Raw genomic sequence first — 24,470 nt, forward strand, 5'->3', positions numbered from 1 at the left:
AGCCTGAGATTAGGCGAAAATATTCTAGTCCAGCTTATTAAGTAGATTTAACCTTACTTCAGAAGTAATATTATTTGCCTCTGAAGTAAGGTCTTTAAAAGTCGAATAATTTATTTACCACTCATATTTCACACCCACTCGAAAATTAGTTGGAGCGCCGTAATAGCTATTTGTGGTGGCTAAATGGTATTTCTCATTAAATAAGTTATTAAGGTTGAAGTTGAGCATAAGATTATTGTTCACCTTATAACGTGCCATTAAGTCGACCAAAGCGTAACTTTCTTGAGTAAATCTACCTGTTGCGGAGACCGCATTTTTTTCATAAATTTCGCTTTGCCAACGAACACCGCCACCAATGGTGAGGGCTTCATCAAGATAAGGCAGGGTATAGGTGGTAAACAGTTTGGCTGTGTTATTTGGTACACCGGTATTTAATCGGTTGTCTTGACTATCTTTTGATAAGTTACGGCTGAAGCTTGTGGAAACTTGCCATAAATCAGTCAACTTACCTGTCGCTTCAATTTCAAAGCCACGGCTTTTGGTGCCAGATTCTGTGCGATAGGCTTGGGAACCATCTGGGGCAAATACATCTGCTAATGCAATCGCTGTATTGTCCTCTTTTGTTTGATAAATAGCAGCACCAACATTTAACTGATTATCAAAAAACTCACCCTTAATACCCAGCTCGGTACTATTACCTATTAATGGGTCTATGTATTCGCCTGTAACAGCTTTCTTATCTTGCGGTGAAAAAATATTGGTGTAGCTTGCGTAAGCAGTCCAGTTGTCAGTGAAATTATAGGTAATACCTACATATGGAATCACCTTGCCACTTTCTTCTTGTGTTGTGTAGGTGGTCTTATTGTTAGCATCTGAATGGTTGCCCGTTACACGTTCCCAGTCTTCTACACGGGTGCCTAAAATGACTGCAAGATTATCGGTTGCTTTAAGACGAACAGCACCAAAAATAGATTGGCTACGATCATCGCCACTGTACCAACCATCTATTTTTGTTTCGGGGCGATTAGGTGTACTGCCATCCCAAGCAAAAATATTTTTTAGAGTCCCATCCCATGTCATTCCGTTATTCCAGCCAGAATAGGTAGGGCGCTTATTTTTGCTTTTTGTGTAGGTTGTCCCTAACACCACATCATGAGTTTGATTAAACAAATCAAATGAACCGTTTAAGGTTAAGTTAAATAAGTCTTGAGTTGGACGATAATCCCAACGGGTTGCATATAACATCGCCCCGCTGCCTGTGGCTTTATCGATCCCTTCACTTGAGAAGGTATAGCCAACAATTTCATCTGAATCTGTAATGGTTCTAGACACCACACCTTTTAATTTCCAACGGTCATTAAACTGGTGTTCAATATCTGCAAAGTAAGATGTGGTTGAACGATCGGAACTTGTCCAGCTCGCTGCCGCTGAATCTGAGCGAGACCAATTAATGAGTGTGCCATCTGTATAAAAGCTTGGTAAGCCACCTCTAGCGACCCCAGTCATATCAATTTGTTGGTAACTCACACCTAAACTTGCTTTGGTTTGGTCATTTAAATCAGCTTCTACTACCGCATAAGCAACTTTACGTTCTTCGTTGTAACGGTCGATATAGGAGTCTGATTTTTGGTAGGCAAAAAGAGTACGGCCACGAATACTTCCTGATTCATTCAGTGGGGTGGAAACATCAATATCGGCTCGGTAATAATCCCAAGAACCGATGTCGGCACTCACCGAAGCTTTAAAGTCTTGTAATGGTTTTTTTCGGACCAGATTGATACTTGCGCTTGCACTTCCGGCACCTGTCATTAAGCCATTTGCACCTCGGACAACTTCGACACGGTCAAATAAAGCCATATCTTGACTTTGGAAAATACTTGAATATGAACTAAGTAATTTGACACCATCGAGTAAATAACTATCCACTTCTTGGCCACGTGCGTAAATGGGCGAATTATCACTGCCAATATTTCCGCCTTGTTTAATAGAAAGGCCTGCTGCCTGACTCACAACATCAGTTAATTGGGTGAGGTTCTGATCTTTCATTTGTTGATTGGTGATTACACTGACCAGCTGAGGTGTTTCTTTCAAACTTAAAGTTAAGCCCGTAGAGGCAGTGGTGGCTTTCGCTGTGTATAACCCAGATCCTTCAGTTGTTAGATTTTCGCCATGTTCGGCATTGATATGAATCGTTGCTAAATGAGCTGTACTCGTTTCACCAGCCGCCGTATCAAGTTCATTATTATTTGCTTTAGTTTTAATGGCTTCTAACTGAAAAACTTTGGGTTCAATTGGAGCGGGCGAAGCCTTTATTCGGATGCTATAACCGCCGTTGTTGACTTTAACAGCTTCAAATGGATGATTTTGTAATAACAGGCTTAAAGCATCGTCAACAGCGTAATTCCCTTTAAGCGCTTTGCTTTTTGTTTTTGAAAGGCTCGCATTATCGTAGCTAATGGTCGTACCTGTTTGAATCGCTAGTTGCTTAATGGCCTGATCAAGTGTGCTTTGATTAATTGAAATGCGATAAGTTTGCGCAGCGTAAGCAGAAGTTGTGGTAAGCGCCGTGACCACCAATGGCGTACTCCACAGCACTGCACGTATAGCCAAAGCCAATTTACTTTTTGCTTGATAATCCTTCATGTGGTCTTCTCGACAGAGAGTGTATTTCTCTATAAGTCGAACCAGATCAAAAAAAGGGTCACATTTTTTTATCTTTTTTTAATATTTAACAGATAAGGACTGTAATAGGTCAGTTCAAGTTGATGGCTATAGGCCAAAGTTTCTAAGCTTTGCTCTGGATTTTTTAGAGAAAACACGCCAGAAATCTTAATATCTTTCAATTCCGGATCAATGCTATAGGTTCCCTTTTTATAGCGGAATAATTCATCCAATACTTTTTGGAGTGGCCATTGATCTACGACTAAAAGTTGTTGCGTCCAGTAAGGCTGATCATTATCGAGTGGAAGTGATTTTGAAATATATTTTTCGTCAAAAAAAGCACGCTGGCCTTGTTTTAATATCTGTCGTTTAGATGAGTTCTCTGGCTCAATGGCTACTGCGTGCTTATACACTTTAACTTTTGTTTGTTCGCTATTTTCTTGTCTCACTGAAAATTGAGTTCCTAAGGCTTCTACCGAACCATTCTTGGTTTCGACAATAAATGGCCGATGTTGAGCATCCTTTGCTGTTTCAATATAGATTTCGCCATCTATTAATTTTATTTGACGTGTCTTTTGTGTGAAATTTATATCGATATAGCAATTACTTGCCATAATGAGTTGTGAACCATCTTTTAACGATACTTTTTTAATTTCACCGACTTTGGTGTGATAGTCGGACTGCCATTTTTCCCAAGGGATGAAATATACCGACAAGCCAACAATGATTAAACCCGAAAGACTTAACAGCATATTACGTTTAGCAGCGAGATTAAATTTTTGATTGGACTGGACTAACGCTTCGGAAGGGAAGTTGCCTGCAAGGTTTGATAAACCGTGGCTAAATTTTTCCATTTGCAGGAGCGCTAATTGATGTTCTTTTTTTTCAGCTTTCCATTGCTCAAACTGTTGCTGCTGTAACGCTGTCATTTCCCCTGAATGCAAAAGTACCAACCAATCTGCGGCTGCATCTAAAACATGGTGAGGGATTTTCGTAATATCTGACATAGGGTAGCAATTTAAGCATGTTTAACGGATTTAATTATAGAGGTCTATACATGCTAAAAAAGCTTGTTTCATATCTCTTTTTACAGTGGCCTCAGAAATATCCATTTTTTCACTAATTTCTCGGTAAGTCATGCCATCTAGTTGAGACATCAAAAACACTTGAGCTGTTCGGGTAGGTAGTTTTTCTAAAATTAAATGAACCTGATACAAGGTTTCTTGAATATAAACTTCATGTTCGGCAGAGGGGTAATATTCTTCTGGAAGATGTTGTAGGGCATCGAGATAGAGATTTTCAATATGCTGACGACGCCAGTGGTCAATAATGACATGCTTGGCGATTCCCATTAGCCATGCTTGTGGCTCTTTAATTTGTTTAAAACTATATTCACTTTTTAAAGCACGATAAAACACTTCCTGACTCAGGTCTTCAGATTGATGATGATGCTGAAGCTTATGTTTAAACCATGACAAGAGCGTGGTTTGCTGAGAACGGTAAATTTGGCTAAACCATACTTGTTTATCTACATTCAGGTTCATAGCAGAGGAGCCCACAAATTGGTAATGAGTAGCACAATTAAACAAACATTTAAGATATTCTTAAATAGTAATGATAATTATTATTAATATCAATCATTGAAACGATATATTCTAAAAATGGTAATGTTCTAATTTTTCACTATTTAAAGCCTGTACCTTAGTCGCTGAGGGATGTATCGTTAGGGAATAATACTTTAAAATTATAGGGTGATTGAAAAAGCAACATCATTCAATTAAACAACTGGACTGTACCACCACAATTAAAACAACACCGATCTCAAGAAGAATCATATAAAGAACAAGGGAATAAAACATGAAGTTTTATTGGTGAATATTGAAAAGGAAAATCAATGATCAAGATGGGGGTCTATGAAGAAATATTTTACGGTTGATTTATTTATGATAGCTTCGTCTTACTTTAAAAAACGTCAGAAAAATTACCGCGCCGTAAAGGATCAGCAGCTTACAATCGCAGCAAAAGCGAATATCTTTATTTGCATTATTTTTTGCTTGTTTTGGACCATATATTTCGCATTTTCTCAAATGTGGTTGATTGTTGGTATGGACATCTTTTTTACACTGATCTCCATATTTAGCCTTTTTCTCATTTATATAAACCGTGTTTCAGCGGGCATTCTTTTATCTCAAGTCGTTTTGCTTGTTTTTCCAGTTATTTTCTGCTTATTTTTTGATGTAGCTACAAATGACCGTCCGCAGGTTGCTCAATTGTTTTTACCTGCTGGGGCGATATTGGGGTATTTAAATTACCGTAGAAATCCAAGCTTTTTACAAATCGTTTTAATTCTATTGTCGATTGGGTGCTTTATATTTTTTAGTGGTAGCTCTTTTAATCTTGAGAGCGCTATACCTTTGCCCGAAGATATTCGTGACCATGGTGGCTGGATTGCAACTTGTGTCGCTACCCTCATGATTTGTATTTCAATTTACACCATGCAATTAGAGATACAGACAGAAAATACCATGGTGCAAGACCTACGTTTAGCACTGGCAAAAGAACAATTTGAGCTTTTTTATCAACCGCAAATCAATGCTTCTGAAACACTAATTGGCGCAGAAGCTTTATTACGATGGCAACATCCTGTTTTAGGTTATGTTCCCACAAAAGATTTTATTCCCGCGGCTGAAAATTTTGGATTAATGCCAGAGATTGGGGAGTGGGTATTGGCTCAGGCTTGCAAAGTTTTAAAAGATTGGAGTAGAAAAGACGAGACCAAAGATCTTACACTTTCAATCAATATTAGTGCTGATCACTTCATGCAACCAAACTTTGAGCAGACTGTGATCGGGCTGATTCAGCAGTATGAGATAAATCCATCTCGACTCATATTAGAAATCACTGAAAATATTGCTTTAACGAATTGTGTCAGCATGATTGAAAAAATGTATATCCTATCTAAACAAGGAATTCAGCTTTCTCTTGATGATTTTGGTACAGGATATTCATCTTTAAGCTATTTACAAAAGATGCCGATTAGACAAATCAAGATTGATCGTAGCTTTGTACAAGCAGCTTTGGATGATAAACGTAGTAATAAATTAGTCACTGGTATTATTAAAATTGGACTAGATTTGAACCTACAAGTGTTAGTAGAAGGAATTGAAACTGCTGAACAGTTTAGCGCTTTTAAAAACAATGGCTGCACGGAGTTTCAAGGCTATTTATGGGGATACCCCATGCCTTTAAAAGATTTTCTTAAACAAGTACCACATCTGAATAGTTCGGATTAATTTTTGATTTCATTGGATTTTCTTCTTATTTTTATGAGTTTTTTAAATAAAAAAAGAGAGCTTGAGCTCTCTTTTTTCTTAACTTTGTTATGTTTGTTTATTGCGTTTAGCTCAATGCTTCTTAAATTAGCTGATCATTTAAGGATCTTACTTTTTATCCAAAGAGATAGTTCCAGGACCAGTGAACGCTAATAAAATGAATCCCCCAATAATGCTTATATTTTTGTAAAAATTAATCATATTAGGATGAACGGCATCACCTGTCATATTCCAATAAGCATGGCCGATGATTGCAGTTCCTAATGTGTACAAAGCAAAAATTAAAGCCACTGGACGGGTAAAGAAGCCAAGCACAATAAGAAGAGAACCACCTACTTCCATTGCTACAGCAATAGCGGCTGCAAGAACAGGAAGAGGGGTATGTAATGATTGCATGTAACCCACGGTTCCCTCAAACCCAATCAATTTTGGTATACCTGAGATGAGAAAAAGAGCAACTAGCAGTACACGTGCAAGTAATAATAAAATTGATCTGGCACTTTTTAGTTCAAAATATTGTAAGTTATTCATTTGAAATACACCTTATATGTATATTGTTGATAGTGTGATAGAGAGCACCTTTAATCATTTTTGATAGTTCTAATTAGAGTGATTGTACTCTTATAATTCTATATCGATAGCCGAATCAGCCCATACCAAACATGGTGTTCCTGAGTATGAGTATAGTATCACCTAGAATGTTTCACAATTGCACCCACTGAACCTAGATATCTTTGTCTTTAAAGAATTTCCTTATTCGTTTGCTTATGGGCAGTTCCGACCTATAAAACTGCAAAGATATTATTTAGAATAAATTTAAATTAACTGGTGATATGTAATAACAACTAAACATTGATGGTGAAAGATACGGATATTTATTAAACGGGTCACATCATGTCAAGCTTTAAAATAAATACACTTTTACTTTCCCTTATCTCTTGTTCAGTCTTTTTTTCAGGGTGTAATGACAGCAATTCTTCTGATGATAATTCGGCAGCAAATCAAGAAATACCCGCAGCGCCAAAGGGTGTAGGCTCTGAGGATACTGCTCCAGTCCCATCAAATATCACCACCATTGTAGATTCATGGGTGACCAATCAACGTGGCGATGCACGTTATGCAACGGTTGAAACAAATGCTGGGGTACGTGTGCTGAGTGGCTTTTTAGATGTATGGACGCCATCAAGTTTGTTTGTAGATGCAGGCCAATCTGCTGAGGCAAAAGACGGCTTTCCTGCCGTAGTCGCATCAAACTGGACAGGTTTACCAGGTGACAGTACGGACGGTACAAAAAAGAATGCGGATGTATTGAACTACAATATTAATTATTCCATTCAGACCACCCATAAACGTACAGAAGAAGAAGCTATTCGTGCTTATTTGGATGATAGACGTGGAAAAAGTTATAGCGTAACGACAGGGATGGGAGCATTAACCGATCCATGGCGAAAACTCACTGGGCAGACCACCACAATCAATTCAGTGCCAGCCGATGCCGCACAAGTAAAATATGATGACAAAGGAAATAATAGTGGGCTGACGACGGCTGATGGAAACGCCAACTTTGGAAAAGTCGTTGAATTTGTTCAAGCGATGGGGAATAACTCATCAACAGAGTCTGCAAAACGTTTTTATAAATATGCTCGTCCGTGGCGCTGGAGTTCTGAAGTTATTGTAGTGCCTAGTTTAGAGTCTGCAAAAAGTAGTACGCCTGCAACTGACGGTGGATTCCCAAGCGGACACACGGCTGAAGCTGGCCGAAATGCAATTGCGATGGCTTATTTAGTGCCTCAGCGTTATCAGGAACTAATCGCTCGTGGTTTAGATTTGGGTGATTCACGTATTATTGCGGGAATGCATTCAGCGATGGACGTAATTGGCGGACGACTTCAGTCGATTGCCGCAGATGTTGCAAACTTAAATGCCATGACTGTAGAGCAACGAAAAGAAGCTTATTTACAAGCTCAAACACAGCTTATGAAAGAAACCAATAGCTCAACGTTTGAGTCGTTTAATAGTTTGTCTAAAACACCGTATGATGCGAATGACCGTTTTGCCGATCTTGAAAAATTAAAACAGCAGGTGAATCATTGGATGACCTATGGTTTTAACCAAATTGGCGATAAAACAAAAATAGCCACTGTACCTAAAGGAGCCGAAGTTTTATTAGAAACTCGACTTCCTTATTTAACTGCCGATCAGCGCCGTGTAGTTTTGAAATCGACTGCTCTTGCTTCGGGTTACCCAGTCATGGACGACGTAGAAGGATATGGTCGTTTAAACCTGTTTAGAGCGGGCGCAGGTTATGGCAGCTTTGATGGCGACGTAAATCTGAACATGGATGCCAGTTTAGGTGGCTTTAGCCAATATGACCAATGGAGTAATGATATTACGGGTGCAGGTAAACTCACCAAATTAGGCACGGGAACTTTAGCACTGACAGGAAATAACGCGTTTACTGGCGGTATTGATTTAAAGCAAGGTGGTTTAGAAATATTGTCTGAGCATGGTGCTGGTCAAGGTGATATTTATATGCATGAAAATAGCCTATTAAAAACCAAATCAGCTAAAACAGTTAACATTGCGGGTAATTTAACTCAGCTTGCAGGGACCACATTCAACATCACGTTTAAATCGAATGTACTTCCAGCAGTTCAGGTGGCAAATACGCTTACTTTAAATGGAACATTGCAGCTCGTCACAAAAGACAATTTAGCGGCAGGAACGTATACGGTGTTATCAGCTAAAAAAGTCCAAGGCACCTACAAAAAAGTGACACTGAATGGCAAGGATATTATGCCAATCTATCAAAATAATAGCGTTAAGTTCACGGTGTCATAAGCGTAACTCGGATAAACAACATCCATAGTTAAAATTTAATTGGGCCACTTCAGATGTGTAATTAAACAATTCTGAAAAGTGGCCCGGCTAAGCAATATGTTTGAATAATGGAAAAATATATCTACATACGAATTTTGCTATAGATAGATTTTACATTCTCGGGGCTAATTGCCAACATGTGAATCGCACCGTGAATCATTCCGTCTAACAAATGAAAGTTCACCTGAATACCGGCATCCCACAGTTTTTGAGCATATCTTTCACCATCATCACGAACGGGATCATATTCACAAACAAAAATGGTTGCATCCGGCAGACCTTCTAAAGACTGAGCGAGTAACGGGCTTACAAGTTCATTGTGTTTTTCACTTTCATCTTGCACATATTGATCCCAGCAATAAACCATTGTGGATGAGTCCAAACCATAACCTTCCGCGTATTGGCTATAAGAGTTGCTACTCATGGTTGCATCTAAAGCTGGGTAGAAAAGAAGTTGATGGCTCACCTTAATTTCTGGGTATTGTTTTGACAGTAGACATGTGGCGGTAGCTATATTTGCGCCGGCACTATCTCCACCTACAGCAATACCGTTTGGATCAATTCCAAATAGTGAAGCATTCTCATGGATATAGCGGAACGCCGTAAAAAAATCATTTAAAGGTGTTGGGAACTTAAACTCTGGAGCCAAACGGTAGTCCACAGAAAATACAACCTGTTGAGTTGATTCTGCTAATAACCGACATGAGCGATCCCATGCATCTAAACTTCCAAGACACCAACCTCCACCATGAGCAAAAACCAAAGCCGGTCGTTGCTCTATGTTTTCGAGTGAATAGGGAACATAAACACGAACTTCAATTTCGGTGCCGTCAGAAACAGCAACATAAAAACTTTGCTGATAGCTTGCATCATGCTGAATGCCTTGCTGATCAATAATGTCTTTATTTACTTGTTCTCTTAGCTCCTGTAACGAGTTTACAGCCTGTGTGGTTGGTCTGGACTTAAGCCAGCTTTCAATTTCAGCAAGTAGAGGCATAGCTTTTTTCCTGCTGCAAGAAATCTAAAATGAGAGAGCTAAATGTTTCTGACTGTTCTTCCATAATGAAATGACCGCAGTCTTTTACAATCGCACTTGTTAAATGCGGTGAAACCTTTTTCATGGTTTCATAAGGTGCATTGTCTGTGGCATGTTCAGCGCCTATGGCTAAAACTGGCATGTCTAAGCTTTTAGTTTCTCTGATTTTATTTTGACGAATGGTCTCTGGAATAGAGCGGTAATAATTAAAACCCGCCGTTAAACGACCCGGAATTTTATAGGCTTCAATATAAGTCTCAATCGCCACTTTATCTTTGTGCCAAGACCATTTATCAAACATATAATTTAAATAAGTATCTTCACGGCCTGTGATTAAGGCTTCGGGTAAATCTAGGGTTTGGTTAAACATGAAATGCCAAAGAAAGATATTTTCACTAGGCTCCACAAAAATAGGAGGTGCGGGCGCTAAACCGGGAATCACAGCTTCTGTTACTGCAAGACGAGTCACTGACTCAGGAAAGTCAGATGCAAGTGCATAGGCAACCCACATACCAATATCATGACCAACAACCGAATAAGTCGGATATTCAAGTTGAGTCATGAGCATCGATAGAATTTTAGCAATACGCCCCGTATCGTAACTTCCATCCAGTGGAGCTGAATTTCCTGTTCCGGGTAAATCAACAGCGATTGCTCGATAACCCTGTTTCGCCAGTTCAACCATGACTTTGTGCCACGCGTACCATGTCTGCGGCCAGCCCGGAATAAGCAATACAGCTGGACCTTCCCCTAAGGTGACGTAGTGTAATTTTTTACTTTCGATGTGAATGTAATGATGTTGGAATTCGTTATGTGAGTTTTCATGTTGATCTCTTACGGTTCTTAAATCCCTAATAACTGATTAATTTGAGTCTGATTCACAGGGGCAGCAGCAAAGTCATCAAACACTTTATCGGTGACATGAATAATATTTTGCTTAATAAACTCGGCACCTTCGCGTGCGCCATCGTCTTTATTTTTGAGGCAGCATTCCCACTCTAATGTTGCCCAGCCTTCGTAGTCGTAATGCGCTAACTTGGAAAAAATCGCTTTAAAGTCAACTTGACCATCACCCGTAGAACGGAATCGACCCGCTCGATTTCCCCAGCTTTGATAGCCGCTATACATTCCTTGGCGGCCTGTTGGATTAAATTCGGCATCTTTAACATGAAACATGCGAATGAAATCTTTATAGATATCGATATATTCCACATAGTTCAGTTGCTGCAAAATAAAATGGCTTGGGTCAAAAAGAATATTGCAACGTGGGTGGTTATGAGTCCGCTCTAAAAACATTTCAAATGTAATGCCGTCATGCAAATCTTCACCGGGGTGAATTTCATAGCAAAGGTTGACGTCTTGTTCATCACAAGCATTCAAAATAGGAAGCCAGCGACGCGCTAATTCATCAAACGCCGTTTCGATGAGTCCTGATGGTCTTTGAGGAAATGGAAATACATAAGGCCATGCCAGCGAACCAGAAAATGTCCCCATGTCTTTAAGACCTAAACGGGCAGATGCTTGAATCGATGCGAGCATTTGCTGTTTTGCCCACTCGGTTCTAGCCGCTGAATTGCCATGCAAATGAGAGGGGGCAAAGTTATCGCACATTGAGTCATAAGCAGGATGCACAGCCATTAACTGCCCAAAGATGTGTGTCGTTAACTCACTAATTTTTAAGCCATGATTGTTTAAAGTACCTAATATTTCATCGCAATAATCTTGGCTTTCTGCTGCCAAATTGACATCAAATAAACGCTTATCCCAAGCAGGAAGTTGTACCGCTTCAAAGCCTTGGTTTGCTACCCAAGCAGCAATATCTTCTAGACGGTTAAAAGGGAAAACATCATCGCTAAATTGAGCAAGATGAATACTAGGGCCTTTGATGGTTTTCATAATAAAACCTAATTGGTTGTCGATCGACAAACAATAGGCTGAATTTTGGATAAAAACAACTTTTTATTTGAAAATCAAAACAAAACGGGACTATTTTGAATAAATCTCATTGATTTATTTGTGAAAATATTTTTTTCGAATAATAATGAAAAGACGTACTAAGTTTGATAAAGGGTCATTATGGCTGGTAGACCAAGAGAGTTTGATCGAGAAGAAGCCCTCGTAAAAGCGAGAGATTTCTTCTGGCTTCATGGCTATGAAGGCACATCAATGTCAGATTTAGTTGAAGTTTTGGGGATTGCCTCAGCTCGAATTTATAAAGCATTTGGCTCGAAAGAGGCTTTGTTTAGAGAGGCCGTAAATCACTACGACAAAAATGAAGGTAACTTTGCGCTAAATGCTTTAAAGCAAAAAAATATTAAAGATGCAATCAACCAATTATTTCAAGATGCGCTAGCGCTTTACACGCAAGCCAACCATTCCTATGGGTGCATGGTTGTGTCCGCAGCGAGTGTGTTAGGTGAAGAAAACCAAGCAGTTTTAGACTGGATGAAAGCACAGCGTATTGCACGGGGTCAGAGTCTAGTTGATCGATTTGTTCAAGCAAAATCAGATGGTCAATTGGTCGCAGATGCAGACCCTAAAACTTTAGGGCAATATTACGCGCTTGTTCTGCATGGGCTATCTGTTCAAGCAAGAGATGGATATTCCAAAGAAGAGCTTGCTCAAGTGATTCATTTTGCATTAAAAAATCTAGAGCAATATGTCGTAAGCGGTTAATACATTGAGATTTATTTAACTTATATTGTATTGGCAGAACTCCAAATATAAGAGCTCTACCTTATATTGAGTTTTTAATTAATCAAACTTAGTAACGTCTGGTACTGACTCTAAATAATCAAAAAATTGCTGTATTTGTTCTTCTGTTACCCGTGCTGTAGAAATAGGCGGCAACTCATCTCTACCAAAGAATCCAACTTCGGGTGTTTCAATACTTGGTGTTAGTTCACCATCAATAATTTCGCACCAGAAGAAAGCCTTATACACATGTAAAAACATAGGAGGATGGGAGTGTTTGGTTCTATCTGTTAAAGCCAATAATTTAATAGCTTTAACTCGTAAACCTGTCTCTTCAAGAACTTCTTTTTCAGCATTTTCTGACGCCGAGTAACCCACGTCAGCCCATCCACCCGGAACAGACCATCGCCCATCTCCAATTTCTTTTACTAATAATAATTTATTTTCTTTAAAAACAACTGCTCTGACATCTAGTTTTGGAGTGGCATAACCTACATCTTGGAGCACGTTATCAATAAATTTTTCTGTTTTGATTTCTTTTAGTTCTAATAAATATTCAATATGTCCTAAGAGTTGTTCATAACGTTCTTTGTCATAAACATCTTTTGAATAATGTAAACCTGTTTGAGCAATACCAGTAATTTTATTTAAAGTTTCTAACCACTTAACTGAGTCATGCATTGCAACGGATGCCTTCAAGCTTATATCTTTTAGCTATGGTAAGACATACTCAGGCGAAGCACTATAAAACAGTTGTTAACTGAAATTTCAAACGAAGTCTTAAGAGGTTTTTTATGAACATAATTTTATTCATATTTTTCATACCAAACTTTCGTTCAAACAGTTATGGATTTGAAGAAAGTTAGAATTCTAGTGTATTAAAAAATTGACATAGTATGATTGTGGTTGAGTACAGCAATGTCAAAAAAAAAAGAAAAAATGAAATTACTATTCCTCTAGGAGTTGCTTTACAGGTATAGCCCTTTTGAAATCAAAAATGGCTGATCATTGTTATTGAGGAAGGAATATATGCGTTTTTCATTGCCAGCTAGAATTACAAATAATATTGATCGTTCAGGTTTAGTAAATAGTAAATCTTTTAATCCAGATACTTCAGTTAGTACACCGCAAGGAAAATATACCTGTGTTCACTATGGAATTATGATTCCAAATTTACCTGAACCTTTTAATTTCCTAAATATTATTGTGGTCGTGGGTCAACCTCAAATTAAGCTATTTCGAAATCAACATTTAATCAAGACAAGTGATATAGATACGGCTAACGTTTTAATTGGTACAGCTACTGGAACCCCTGATCACTTTAATGGCTATAGTGTAGAAAAAGATTGCACATTAGTGACCAATGGTAGTTACTTAAAGTTTGGCAATGATGTAACTATTGAAGGAACATACCCCGAATTTCATGCTCACCGTGAAGGTCACAACTTTAATTTTGATTTAAAGCTTCGAGCAACAGATAAAATTGCGCACTTCGCTAATCTTGTAGGGGGAGCATATGATCATTGGGCTTTGCTATGTGAGTACCAAGGATATGTAGAGCAAGCGGGTGTAAAAACAGAAATTAAGGGTTTATGTACTTACGAATATGCCCGTGCCATTAATATTAATCTTCCACTTAACTTTTTCACGTATCAAATTTTGAATATTGATGAAAAGACCCAAGTTTTATTTGTGGATACGTTCGGTCCATTAGGTTTAAAGTTGCAAAGTAGAGTCTATGTGCGCTCGCTAGATGACCATGGGGGTATTTACTCTCGTGGTTTTAAATCTACTGTTCACGAATATGAACCTGAAAGAGTTACGACTCCAGATGGAACTAGCATGCGCTTACCACATAAATTTAGTTGGCAAGTGGATGATGATCATGGAAATCTTCTCATTAAAATTGATGGTATTACTAACCGTGACTTTAAGTATGGTATGGCGGGAGGCTATGCGGGAAGTTACCAATATAATGGGCTATTTAAAGGGAAACCAATACAAGGTAGAGCTTATATTGAATACATAGACCCGAAATAATCTTAAAATTTAATCAAGCACTTGTCTTCAATACGCTCTGCTTTTTACATCGGGTCAGGGCGTTTTTCAAAATTACATTTACATGTATAAGAGCTATAAACTTACGGTTCATACTGAATAAAAACTTTATTGTTAACTTAGTTAGGTGGTATTTTACTCAGCTATTGCTTTGTTTTCGATTGAGTTTGTAATTGTGAGCATGTCTATAAAAGAATCAAAAATTCGTAGTGATGCGGGCATCTTTCCTTGGCTAACTTATTTAACAATGAAAGACATGGGATTAGATACAGATGCTATCTTTTCAAGTGTTAATTTTTTAGAGCATACACTGAATATCCCAGATAAAAATGTAAGATATGACAATCGTATTCAAGAGAAATTTTGGGCTGTTGCTGAAAAGGTCAGTGGTAATAAAGATATTGGGTTAGTCGTAGGCGGGCGAATGCCTGTACTACGTGGCGATTTATTTGAATATGTATTTTTAAGTAGTTCTACTTTCGGCCAAGGTTTAAATACAGCAATAAAATATTATCATTTATTTACCAGTGCATTTGATGTTTTAAAGCTTGAGGTAAAAGGAGAGGATGCTTACTTGATTGGTTTAGAGCATTCTATTCGGCACTATTTAGAATGCGCGATCTCAATTTTATTAGCATATTTAAAACATGTTTCTAATGAAAAATTTAAGCCCTTAGAAGTGTGGCTGACTTATCGTGAAGGTGCGGATGCAGAGCGATATCAAGAGATCTGGGGATGTCCTGTATATTTCAATATGCCTGAAGGGTGTATCAAGTTTAATGCCGATATTTTAAATGACTCTTCTGTGGCGGCTAATAAAACATTAAATAAAATCCATGAGACTATTATTGAAGAATCTTTAACTCAGATAGAAAAGCATGAACTGGTTTTTAAAATCGAAAATACTCTTCAAGATCAACTAAAATCAGGAAATTTTAAAATAGATGATATTGCCAAAGCACTCAATATCACTTCAAAAGCCTTAAGAACTGACTTAAAAGAAATTGGTACGAGCTATGAAAAAGTATTAAATGAATACCGTCAAAAGCTTGCACGAGATTTGTTAGAAAACACACAGTTAAAAAGTGATGAAGTGGTTTACTTGCTAGGCTTTTCTGAGCCTTCAGCTTTTTCTAGAGCGTTCAAATATTGGACTGGTGAAACTCCTTCACAATATCGGAAACGTAAAAGTAAAAAGATTATTACTCTTTAAATGTATTTGACTTAATCATGAGCGGTAAACCAAGTTCAGATAATAAACCTGTCCGTGAATTTGGAACACTTTTTCTCTCTAAAGCAATAAGCTCAATAAATTCTTTATTAAATTGTTTTCTAGGGTATTTTTCTAAAATTTCATTTCTAAAAGATAGGGGGAGTCTATATAGACCATCACTAATCACATCACAGGATGCGCCTTGCTGTAATAGAGTAATTTCTGCTGGGTCAGAATGATCTATATAGCCGTTCATATGTAAGCAGATAGCATCTCTAATAACTTCACTTTTCTTTTCATCAAAGCTATGTTCTTTAGCCTTTAGCTCAAATTGTTTGGCACTTTCATAGGTAAAACAATTACAACCTTTACTATGAATATGCTGTTCTGTTAAGCCAATATCATGAAAAAGTGAGGCTATTAAAAGTGATTCATGGTCATATTGCTGATTTTGTATATTGCCTAAGGCAGCTCCCCAGAAATAGGTCCGCCATGAATGATTGTAGATAGATATACTTGCTTTAGCCTCTAGTTCATCAAGCGCGACTTTAACCATTTGAGTATCTGGTATTACGATCTGATCGATATCAAAATTATGGGAAGTTTTGAACCGAAAGTAATTTATTTTTATAGAGGCCATAATACTCGGCAGCATAATTTTTTGAATTAACTTAATTTTCTCTTTGAAACTGAGCTGACCATTTGTAGTTTGCATCCAGTTATGTGAACCAATTTTTATAGTTTTCATTAGTAGATCTCATTTTAGAGTAATTGCTCTAAAATATTATCATAGATGATTTTTTGCAAGTTGGATCTTTTAAGACATCATTAGTCTTTTAATTGTTATGTGTTTTTTAGCATTAACAACTAATAGGAATCTCATAGGTTACAAATTCGTATTTGGGGCCTGTAGATTTTGAAACTACTTTGCCTCCCAGAGATTCAGCAATTTTTCGACTTGGATAATTCTCTTCAGCGACTGGATAAATAAAATAGTCAGGTTTAACAAAGTCGATCGCCCACTTAGCGACTCCTGATACAGCTTCTTTTCCATAACCATGATAATGATAATCTTCGCGTATCCAGATTCCTAACTCCGGATTAGGAGTTTGCATACGATGTAGGCCAACAAGACCTACAAATATTTGAGAATGTACCTCTCTTATAGCAAATATAATTTCAGATCCAGCTTTGAAGTTTTTTAACCAACCATTCCAAGTTTGATCAAACTCGTGTCTTGGTTGAGGGTCCCACGCCATATAGCGTGTCAGGGTAGGTGTAATGCAGTTGTATGTTTCATCTGCATCTTCTGCTGAAAATGGATTTAGATTAAGCCTTTGAGTAGAAATGCTCACTTCATGCAGATTCAAACCATCCTTATATAAATTACTTAAGTTTAATTGTTATCAAAAATATATTATTAATACTAGAGTTAGAATAACTAATAAACCATGACCAATAATAGCTATAAAAAATTTTAGTTTTGAATGGTAAAATAGAGGAACACATTCATGAGCTATCCATAAAATGTGTTTAAACCTACTGATGGTATACTTTATTGGAATAGACAAAGATGGGAGAAAATAGTGTCTTACGCATGTCTATGTTGTGGTTATCTTACATTTGATGACTTAGCCTATGATTCGTTTGAAATCTGTCCAATTTGTTTTTGGGAAGATGATAATGTTCAGAATGAAGATCCTGATTATATGGGTGGGGCAAATGGCATTAGCTTAAATATGGCTAAACAAAATTTTCAATTATTTGGAGCAATAAAAAAAGAATTGATACCGTATGTCCGTAAACCTCTTGAAGAAGAAATACCTTGATAAATAAATATACTTGTATAAATGGGTTGGAATAAAATTACATATTTACATCCTTTGTAATAAGGTTTTATCAATTTATTGGAAATTCTTAAAGCAGAAAAAATAGTCATTTGACCTTATATCAGTATTTTATAAACCCCAATTTAACAATAACTTCCTCATTATTTAGCCTTCCTTTTTTAATGATCTAATTTAAATCAAATGTCATTTTGCGTGCTTGACTGTAAAAAGGTTGGGCACTATCCTTTGCCTGCTGGCCTACATTGCCAGTCGGTTGTCGCAGACCGATTCACACCCGTATCAGGATTATTTCTCTGAGGAATAATTTTGTGCGGCCATCTCGTTCCCTCCTGTTGCGGTAGGACGGGAGTGGGACACCCTCGGGTGTGCTGGTTGTGTGACCAGTCTGCGAACCCACTTCCGTTCTGCCACCATAATTTATAATGTTTTGGCAGAACTCCAATTACGAAGGAGTTGGCTTTGCACATCCATTATTTCTTGGCAACCTTTGCCAAAAGCTATAACGACACAACTTAAACATTTAAAGCAGTTTGATCGCCATAAGGTTTTCAGGCTTTAAATTACTTCGTCTAAAAACTTAATCAACAATAAAACTTGAGATGTGCCAAGCACAGTCTTTATGGGCTTTGCTGTGCCTTTTTTTCTCCCAAAAAACGGCAGCGGTTTTTATATCTCATTTATATACAACAATAACTTTTTATAACGGTAAAACTATGCCACATTCAGATCTTCCATTTCGTGCTTTAAGCGTGCTTCACACTTCAAGATTTCTCTTTAATAAATACGGCTTTCATAACGTCGGAGTAGACCGAATTATTGATTCCGCAAAAGTGCCCAAAGCGACTTTTTATAACTACTTTCATTCAAAAGAACGTCTCATTGAAATGAGCCTAACCTTTCAAAAAGATGGCCTTAAACAAGAGGTAATTTCAATCATCCATGTTCAAAAAGAATTAACTCTAGTTGAAAAACTGCGCAAGATTTACTTTTTACATGCCGACTTAGAAGGGCTTTACCATTTGCCGTTTAAAGCCATTTTTGAAATTGCGAAAACACATCCAAAGGCCTATCAGACCGTAGTTGAATATCGGAACTGGTTCATTAATGAAATCTATAATTTGCTTTTAACCACCAATGCAAATGCTTCAAAACAAGATGCGCATATGTTTTTGTTTGTGATTGACGGTGCGATGGTTCAGCTTTTAGACCCTAACAAACCAGATGAAAGAGAGCGGTTACTTGATTATTTTTTGGTGGGATAGGTAGGGGAGAGGTAAAAAAGATTTTTTGAAATGTAATTTCATAAGCTTATTTAAAATACTGCTTTATACCAGTAAATAAATAAAAAATCTAATAGATACTCTTAAGCTTAAGCAATGACTGAGTGGGATTAAATCATTTATTTAAATAAAAGCTAATAGTTCTTTTATTTTAGTAGTGAAATTATTTTTATTGTGTAGGATTACTTAAAAAACAATAGGAGTTTTTGAAGTAATTAAATATGGTTTAGAGAATTTATTTAATAAGGTTCATTATTTTGTTTTTGTGTTGTTTTTATAAATAAATATATAATATGTTTTCTTTATCTTGTTATTTTAATTTAAATAATTTTGATTTTACTCGGAGAAAAAGTAGTGGGTAATAAAACCAATATTTATAAGAAATCCAGATTTCTTATATTTTTTTCATCTTTTTTTTTAGTTGATAGTGTAACAGCAGCTCCCTTTTTAGAGTCTGCAAAAGTTGCACCAGAAAATATACAGTCATGTATTGCTGACTCTGGTATAAATCCACTTTCAAACCAAGTGGAATTATCTAGAGTTGATATTTCCGGTCCTTTACCTTTCATTAGAAGCTATTCAACAACCATTTTCTTTGGTGGAACACATATCCAATATTACAATACTCTTATGGATAGAGAAATTCGTGAAATGGGTATAGGTTGGACTCATAATTATGATTATAAGATGGACGAAGGGGTAGGGATTGATTTTAATGGAATGCGTGGTGTGAGGAGTGTGTTTCTTCCAGAAATTGGAAGGCAAATTTATTTTCAAATGAATAAAGATGGATCGTTCACTAGAACTACTGGTGCACCAAGGTGGAACTTGGTTAAAGATAAAGAAACTACGTTAACCGAACTTTCTAATAATAGATATATTGTTAATCATAAAGGAACAGAAATTGAATTTGAATTTCGTCCTAGTCAGAAAGGATTTATTGCTACTAAAGCTACTTATCCTGGTGGAAAGGTATTAAATTTCTCTTATGTATTTTCAACAGCATATAATCGATGGTTACTTACAAAAGTTGCTGATAACACGGGAAATACTCTCAGTTTTAATCGAATTAATTTGGATGGAAAAAGTACAGATCCTAATGCTCAGCATTATCGTGGAGCAATTTTTAGTGTAAGTTCCAATAATAAAATCCAACCTCAAACAGTTCAATATAGTTATAATGTTGGAGAAGTAACTTGGCCTGAATTCTTCTTTCTTGAAACTGGTCCTGAAAAAGCTTATAGATATAATCAATATCCTAATTTAACTCAAGTAACATCCACAGCTAACCCTCAAGAAGATTATAGTTACACCACTTATTCCAAGCCTGCTGCTATTAGATCTAGTGTTTCATTCCCTATAATTAGTGAATTCAAGCAAGCAAATATATTAAGACGTACATGGGCTTATACAGATAACTCAATAACGAGTAAAGTTCCAGATTTTCCTAACGAAGAAGTTCGTATCCAAACAGAAAATATTAATAACCAACATATATTATCTATTTTTCGAAGATTTAATAATACACTTACTCAGACAGACCGCTATATTCATGAGATTGATTTAGGTAATTCTGATGTTGGTAGTGTGCCATCAAGTGTATATCAGGGAGATGAAAGATATGCACGTTATCAATCAGATGGCTACGCATCTTGTTTAACTTATAATAATGTTCCATTAAAAGATATTGTTACATCAAATAGTATACGTCAGCTTTCCTCAATCACGGATCAAAATTCAAATCGTACAGATTTTAGTTATGATGAAAATAATCGCCTGTTAGAAACTGTTGAAGCAAAGGGAACAACCTCCGAACGTAAAACTTCATTGTCTTATACTACGAAATTTTGGATACCTAGCACGATTAAGCGAGGAAACTTAACACAGACTAATACAGTAAATACTCTTGGACAGATTACTGAATCTCTTCAAAGTTCTACGCAAACGGGTAGTATTAAAAAAACTACAATCTATGAGTATTTAGCGAATGGATTATTAAGTTTTATTGATGGTCCTAGAACAGGTACAGCAGATAAAGTAAGTTTTACTTATGATAGTTTTGGTAATAAGGCTTCAGCGTCACAAACTGTTAATGGGTCTGAAAGAACTACAAGCTATGTAGGCTATAATTCATATGGTCAGCCCGAGCGAATCGTATATCCATCTGGGCTTGTAGATAAATTTAATTATAATTCAGATGGTTCTTTAAAAAATAAAATTACAGGTACAGGTGGTTCAGCGACAGTCATAACTGGTAAAACAACGGAATATACATATGATAGTTTAAAACGAGTTGCATCAGAAAGTAGTCCTGATGGAGAAATCACCTCGTATTCTTATAACTTAAAAGATCAACCAACTACAATAATTGCTCCAGATGGAAGCAAAATTATCAAAGAATATTATGGGAACGGAGTTGTTTCTGTTGAGAAAAAAACTGATAGCACAGACTCAACTATATTTGATCAAACTTTAACTGAAATAGATGTAAATGGTAGACCAAGTGTTATTAAACGTGGATCTCCAGCTTGGAGCTCTACAAAGATTACCTATGATGGAAATGGTAATAGAACTCAATCTACTTCAGCTTTGGATATTGCAGAGAAGTGGACATACAACGCATTCAACAAAGTACTGTCTCATTCAAATGGTTTGAGTAATTTAGATACAAAAACTTATGATGCTCAAGATAATACACTTACAGCTTTAGATTCACTCAAGTCAGGTACGAACCCATATAGCTATCGCAATGGAGGTATTCTTACGCAGGAAGTTAATGCTGATTATGGTACAAAAAATATAGTTATGATGAAGCAGATTTGTTGATCCAATCAACATTTGGTATCCGTAAATGTGAAAATTTAAAAATCGATGAAATTGAAAGAATTGGAGAACAAACTTGTACTAATTTAAATAGCTCTACTCCATCTACCTTACAGCATAGTTTTAGTTACGAATATGATAAAACAAAATATGGAAATTTAGATTTTGTAACTTCAAAAGATAGCACCTACGGCAGTACCACAGCATATATTTATGATGCATATGGTCGTATCGTTGGTAAGACGCAAACCAATAATGCAATAAGTACTTGGGGAGCAACAAAAACTAATTTAAGTGTGGGCTATGCATATACACTAGGCGATAAACTATTATCTATAAGTATGCCTTCTGGGCGTGCCTTGACATTTACTTATGATGCTACAAACAAAAATCAACTTAAGAATATTAATCTCGACAAGACGTCTTTAGTTAGAGATATAACTTATGATGGTTCAGGTCAAATGACTGGATGGAAGTGGGGAGCAGGAGAGGCAAGTTATGGGCAAACGTATGATGCAAAGAATAGTGGAAATATAAAATCTATTACGAATAAAAATAATAGTAGTTCAGTTAACTATAGCCTGTCGTATGATTTTGACCAAGATAATCGTATTACGAAGATAAGTAGGAACAGTAATATTAATGATAGTTTTAGTTATGATAATGCTGATCATTTGACCAAAGAGACTCGTGTAAATGGAACTACAAATGTCTTTGATATTGGTTATACATATGACACAAATGGTAATCGTTTAACTTTAGCTGCGACAGGAACACACCAACAACCTCAGTCTAGTGTAACTTATACTTATACTGGGAATAAATTAAATACTCTTTCTGGTACTGCTGCAAAATATACAGCCAATGCAGAATTGATCTATGGTGGTTTTACACCAACGTATGACTATTCGGGTAACCGTCGTGAAGATAAAACTACAAGTGGTACGACAACTTCACCTCAGTATTACATGGCTTATAATCACAAAAATGAACGTACTCTTCGTGGCTATGCTGCCAATGGTTCAGTGTGGAAAACTAATGCCATCCAATATATTTATGATGAAAGTAATCATTTGATTGGTGAATATAATGCTGATGGTATACCACTGGTTGAATACGTCTGGATGGGTGATAAACCCGTTGCTGCCATCTATGGTTCAGGCGTTACAACTAAAACGTACTGGATTGTAACTGATGCTCAAAATACACCGCGCTGTTTGATTGATGCTGCTGATGGGACAACAACTGTTTGGGCTTGGGATTCCACCGCATTTGGGGTAGGGATACCAAGTGTTCAAACTGTGAAGTTTAATCTCCGTTTTCCAGGACAATACTACGATGAATTAACTAAACAGCATTACAACCATAATCGTTTTTATAATCCTGTACTAGGTCGTTATATGGAGCCTGACCGTATTGGTTTAGAAGGTGGGTTGAATCCTTATATTTATGCTGGTAATGATCCTATCAACTATTTTGACAGAGATGGATTGAACAGGGGAAGTAATAGAAACTTATCTCCTATTAGACCAAATACAGATCCATTGATACTTACGAATGTTCAAAGTTTAATTGGGCAAATAAGACAGTTCAATCCTATTTTTGAATATAATGTAGTGTCCCCCAATGGGCGTCCAACATATAGTATTACTGATGTACATAGATTACAGGAAATTTTAAACAGAGGTCCTGTAAACTATTCACGACCAAAAAACTTCCGTGTTGGAGTTCGTAATCAAGTATGGGAAAATGCTAAAGAAGGTTCTACTAATCGAGTTAGGGATGCTCTTACAGGTCGTTTTATGAACCAGAATCAACCTTGGGAAATGGGGCATAGACCTGGATATGAATTTAGAAAGCATCAACAAAGTGCTCAACAGCGTGGGATTAGCAGGCCGCAATTCTTAAATGAACATAATGAACCTTCACACTATAGACCGGAGCTACCCAGTTCTAATCGAAGCCATAGAGGTGAAGACATGACGAATACTTATTTTGGTCCTTAATTGAGCGCTAGAGATTGATATGAAAGAAGTTACCATAGAAAAGAAAGTAATAGCCAAAATGGTTGCTAAGGCTTTTGGAGGCCAGCCAAGAGTAATTAGGTATTGGGATGAAAAGGATGAAAATTGTGTTGATATTTTGAGCTGCTTAGATCAACCCCAAAAGGGAATCACCTCTTATTCAACAATAGGCGTTTCTGATTATGTCAATATTATTGATAGTAAGAATATTGACATAAGGGTTGAGCTTGTTGGTATTTGTTCTACTAAGATAGAATTTTATCCTAATATTCTAAGTACAGCTGCATTTTGTATCATTAATTCTAAATGGTCTAGTTTTCCAGATGCAATATTTCCAAATGTTATAGGCATGTATGACAGTTCTATAACAATGCAGCATTTGTTATTTACAGATCCATTTATCTGGGAAGATACATTAGAAACTTTGAAATTTGGTGAGAAAAGGGTTGCTTGGTTATTATTAATACCTATTTCTGAGGCTGAATTGCAATATGCAGAGAAAGAGGGCGTTGGTAAATTGCAAAAACTACTTGCTGAAAATTATGTTGATATATCTGATCTAAATAGGGCTTCTGTAGTTTAATATCTAATAAGGGGAGCATGATTCAGATAGAATATT

The 24,470-nt window shown here is 36.7% G+C and carries 19 protein-coding genes and 1 pseudogene; 10 read left to right on the forward strand and 10 right to left on the reverse strand.

Annotated elements, in window-relative coordinates:
- Positions 1–114: 114 nt before the first annotated feature.
- The 3 genes and pseudogenes from FY048_RS12545 to FY048_RS12555 all read right to left on the reverse strand — a co-directional run bounded on the left by FY048_RS12545 (position 115) and on the right by FY048_RS12555 (position 4,205).
- The gene (locus tag FY048_RS12545; protein ID WP_446091348.1) at positions 115–2,643 is read right to left on the reverse strand and encodes a TonB-dependent siderophore receptor; all 2,529 of its coding nucleotides are present in this window, start codon (positions 2,641–2,643) and stop codon (positions 115–117) included.
- Positions 2,644–2,701: 58 nt separating this feature from the next.
- Positions 2,702–3,668, reverse strand: a pseudogene (locus tag FY048_RS12550) (FecR domain-containing protein).
- Positions 3,669–3,698: 30 nt separating this feature from the next.
- Positions 3,699–4,205: a sigma-70 family RNA polymerase sigma factor gene (locus FY048_RS12555; protein ID WP_017390315.1), complete on the reverse strand. Its 507-nt coding sequence runs from the start codon at positions 4,203–4,205 to the stop codon at positions 3,699–3,701.
- Positions 4,206–4,574: 369 nt separating this feature from the next.
- Between FY048_RS12555 and FY048_RS12560 the strand changes: the two genes are divergently transcribed.
- Positions 4,575–5,954 carry an EAL domain-containing protein gene (locus tag FY048_RS12560; protein WP_446091349.1) on the forward strand — a complete coding sequence of 460 codons (1,380 nt, stop codon included), beginning with the start codon at positions 4,575–4,577 and terminating at the stop codon, positions 5,952–5,954.
- 147 nt (positions 5,955–6,101) lie between these two features.
- Here the strand turns inward: FY048_RS12560 and FY048_RS12565 are convergent, their stop codons facing one another.
- A complete protein-coding gene (locus FY048_RS12565) occupies positions 6,102–6,524 on the reverse strand; it encodes a DoxX family protein (protein ID WP_016138644.1) in 423 nt (140 codons plus the stop codon).
- A 363-nt stretch (positions 6,525–6,887) separates the two neighbouring features.
- Between FY048_RS12565 and FY048_RS12570 the strand changes: the two genes are divergently transcribed.
- Complete coding sequence (locus FY048_RS12570; RefSeq protein WP_446091350.1) at positions 6,888–8,834, forward strand: phosphatase PAP2 family protein; 1,947 nt, start codon at positions 6,888–6,890, stop codon at positions 8,832–8,834.
- A gap of 121 nt (positions 8,835–8,955) precedes the next feature.
- Here the strand turns inward: FY048_RS12570 and FY048_RS12575 are convergent, their stop codons facing one another.
- Genes FY048_RS12575 through FY048_RS12585 form a run of 3 tightly spaced genes read right to left on the reverse strand, consistent with a single transcriptional unit; the run spans position 8,956 to position 11,805 of the window.
- Positions 8,956–9,870, reverse strand: a complete 915-nt coding sequence (locus FY048_RS12575; RefSeq protein ID WP_446091351.1) for an alpha/beta hydrolase — start codon at positions 9,868–9,870, stop codon at positions 8,956–8,958.
- Positions 9,854–10,765, reverse strand: coding sequence for an alpha/beta fold hydrolase (locus tag FY048_RS12580; protein WP_446091395.1), 912 nt, complete (start codon positions 10,763–10,765; stop codon positions 9,854–9,856). The genes FY048_RS12575 and FY048_RS12580 overlap by 17 nt, the downstream gene beginning before the upstream one ends.
- The gene (locus FY048_RS12585; protein WP_446091352.1) at positions 10,753–11,805 is read right to left on the reverse strand and encodes a sugar phosphate isomerase/epimerase family protein; all 1,053 of its coding nucleotides are present in this window, start codon (positions 11,803–11,805) and stop codon (positions 10,753–10,755) included. The genes FY048_RS12580 and FY048_RS12585 overlap by 13 nt, the downstream gene beginning before the upstream one ends.
- Positions 11,806–11,985: 180 nt before the next feature.
- Here FY048_RS12585 and FY048_RS12590 point away from each other — a divergent pair, with 180 nt between their 5' ends.
- Positions 11,986–12,585, forward strand: a complete 600-nt coding sequence (locus FY048_RS12590; protein WP_446091353.1) for a TetR/AcrR family transcriptional regulator — start codon at positions 11,986–11,988, stop codon at positions 12,583–12,585.
- A 78-nt stretch (positions 12,586–12,663) separates the two neighbouring features.
- Here FY048_RS12590 and FY048_RS12595 read toward each other — a convergent pair whose 3' ends face one another.
- Entirely contained in the window at positions 12,664–13,284 is a 621-nt protein-coding gene (locus FY048_RS12595) for an NUDIX hydrolase (RefSeq protein ID WP_446091396.1), read from the reverse strand.
- Between the two features lie 348 nt (positions 13,285–13,632).
- Here FY048_RS12595 and FY048_RS12600 point away from each other — a divergent pair, with 348 nt between their 5' ends.
- A complete protein-coding gene (locus FY048_RS12600; RefSeq protein ID WP_446091354.1) occupies positions 13,633–14,643 on the forward strand; it encodes a DUF6670 family protein in 1,011 nt (336 codons plus the stop codon).
- 199 nt (positions 14,644–14,842) lie between these two features.
- Positions 14,843–15,874 (forward strand): AraC family transcriptional regulator, encoded by a 1,032-nt coding sequence (locus tag FY048_RS12605; protein ID WP_446091355.1) that lies wholly within the window; start codon positions 14,843–14,845, stop codon positions 15,872–15,874.
- Here FY048_RS12605 and FY048_RS12610 read toward each other — a convergent pair.
- A complete protein-coding gene (locus FY048_RS12610; RefSeq protein WP_446091356.1) occupies positions 15,864–16,622 on the reverse strand; it encodes an HD domain-containing protein in 759 nt (252 codons plus the stop codon). The genes FY048_RS12605 and FY048_RS12610 overlap by 11 nt on opposite strands.
- Positions 16,623–16,734: 112 nt before the next feature.
- Positions 16,735–17,244, reverse strand: coding sequence for a GNAT family N-acetyltransferase (locus FY048_RS12615; protein WP_446091357.1), 510 nt, complete (start codon positions 17,242–17,244; stop codon positions 16,735–16,737).
- 216 nt (positions 17,245–17,460) lie between these two features.
- Here FY048_RS12615 and FY048_RS12620 point away from each other — a divergent pair, with 216 nt between their 5' ends.
- The 5 genes from FY048_RS12620 to FY048_RS12640 all read left to right on the forward strand — a co-directional run bounded on the left by FY048_RS12620 (position 17,461) and on the right by FY048_RS12640 (position 24,434).
- On the forward strand, positions 17,461–17,703 hold the full coding sequence (locus FY048_RS12620) for a CPCC family cysteine-rich protein (RefSeq protein ID WP_045435854.1): 243 nt from the start codon (positions 17,461–17,463) through the stop codon (positions 17,701–17,703).
- 734 nt (positions 17,704–18,437) lie between these two features.
- Positions 18,438–18,986 carry a TetR/AcrR family transcriptional regulator gene (locus tag FY048_RS12625; protein WP_446091358.1) on the forward strand — a complete coding sequence of 183 codons (549 nt, stop codon included), beginning with the start codon at positions 18,438–18,440 and terminating at the stop codon, positions 18,984–18,986.
- A gap of 372 nt (positions 18,987–19,358) precedes the next feature.
- Positions 19,359–21,830, forward strand: a complete 2,472-nt coding sequence (locus FY048_RS12630) for an RHS repeat domain-containing protein (RefSeq protein WP_446091359.1) — start codon at positions 19,359–19,361, stop codon at positions 21,828–21,830.
- Between the two features lie 458 nt (positions 21,831–22,288).
- Positions 22,289–23,833, forward strand: a complete 1,545-nt coding sequence (locus tag FY048_RS12635; RefSeq protein WP_446091360.1) for an RHS repeat-associated core domain-containing protein — start codon at positions 22,289–22,291, stop codon at positions 23,831–23,833.
- Between the two features lie 19 nt (positions 23,834–23,852).
- Positions 23,853–24,434, forward strand: a complete 582-nt coding sequence (locus FY048_RS12640; protein WP_446091361.1) for a suppressor of fused domain protein — start codon at positions 23,853–23,855, stop codon at positions 24,432–24,434.
- Positions 24,435–24,470 lie beyond the last annotated feature (36 nt).

The sequence above is a fragment of the Acinetobacter sp. 1124_18A genome, assembly GCF_052824995.1.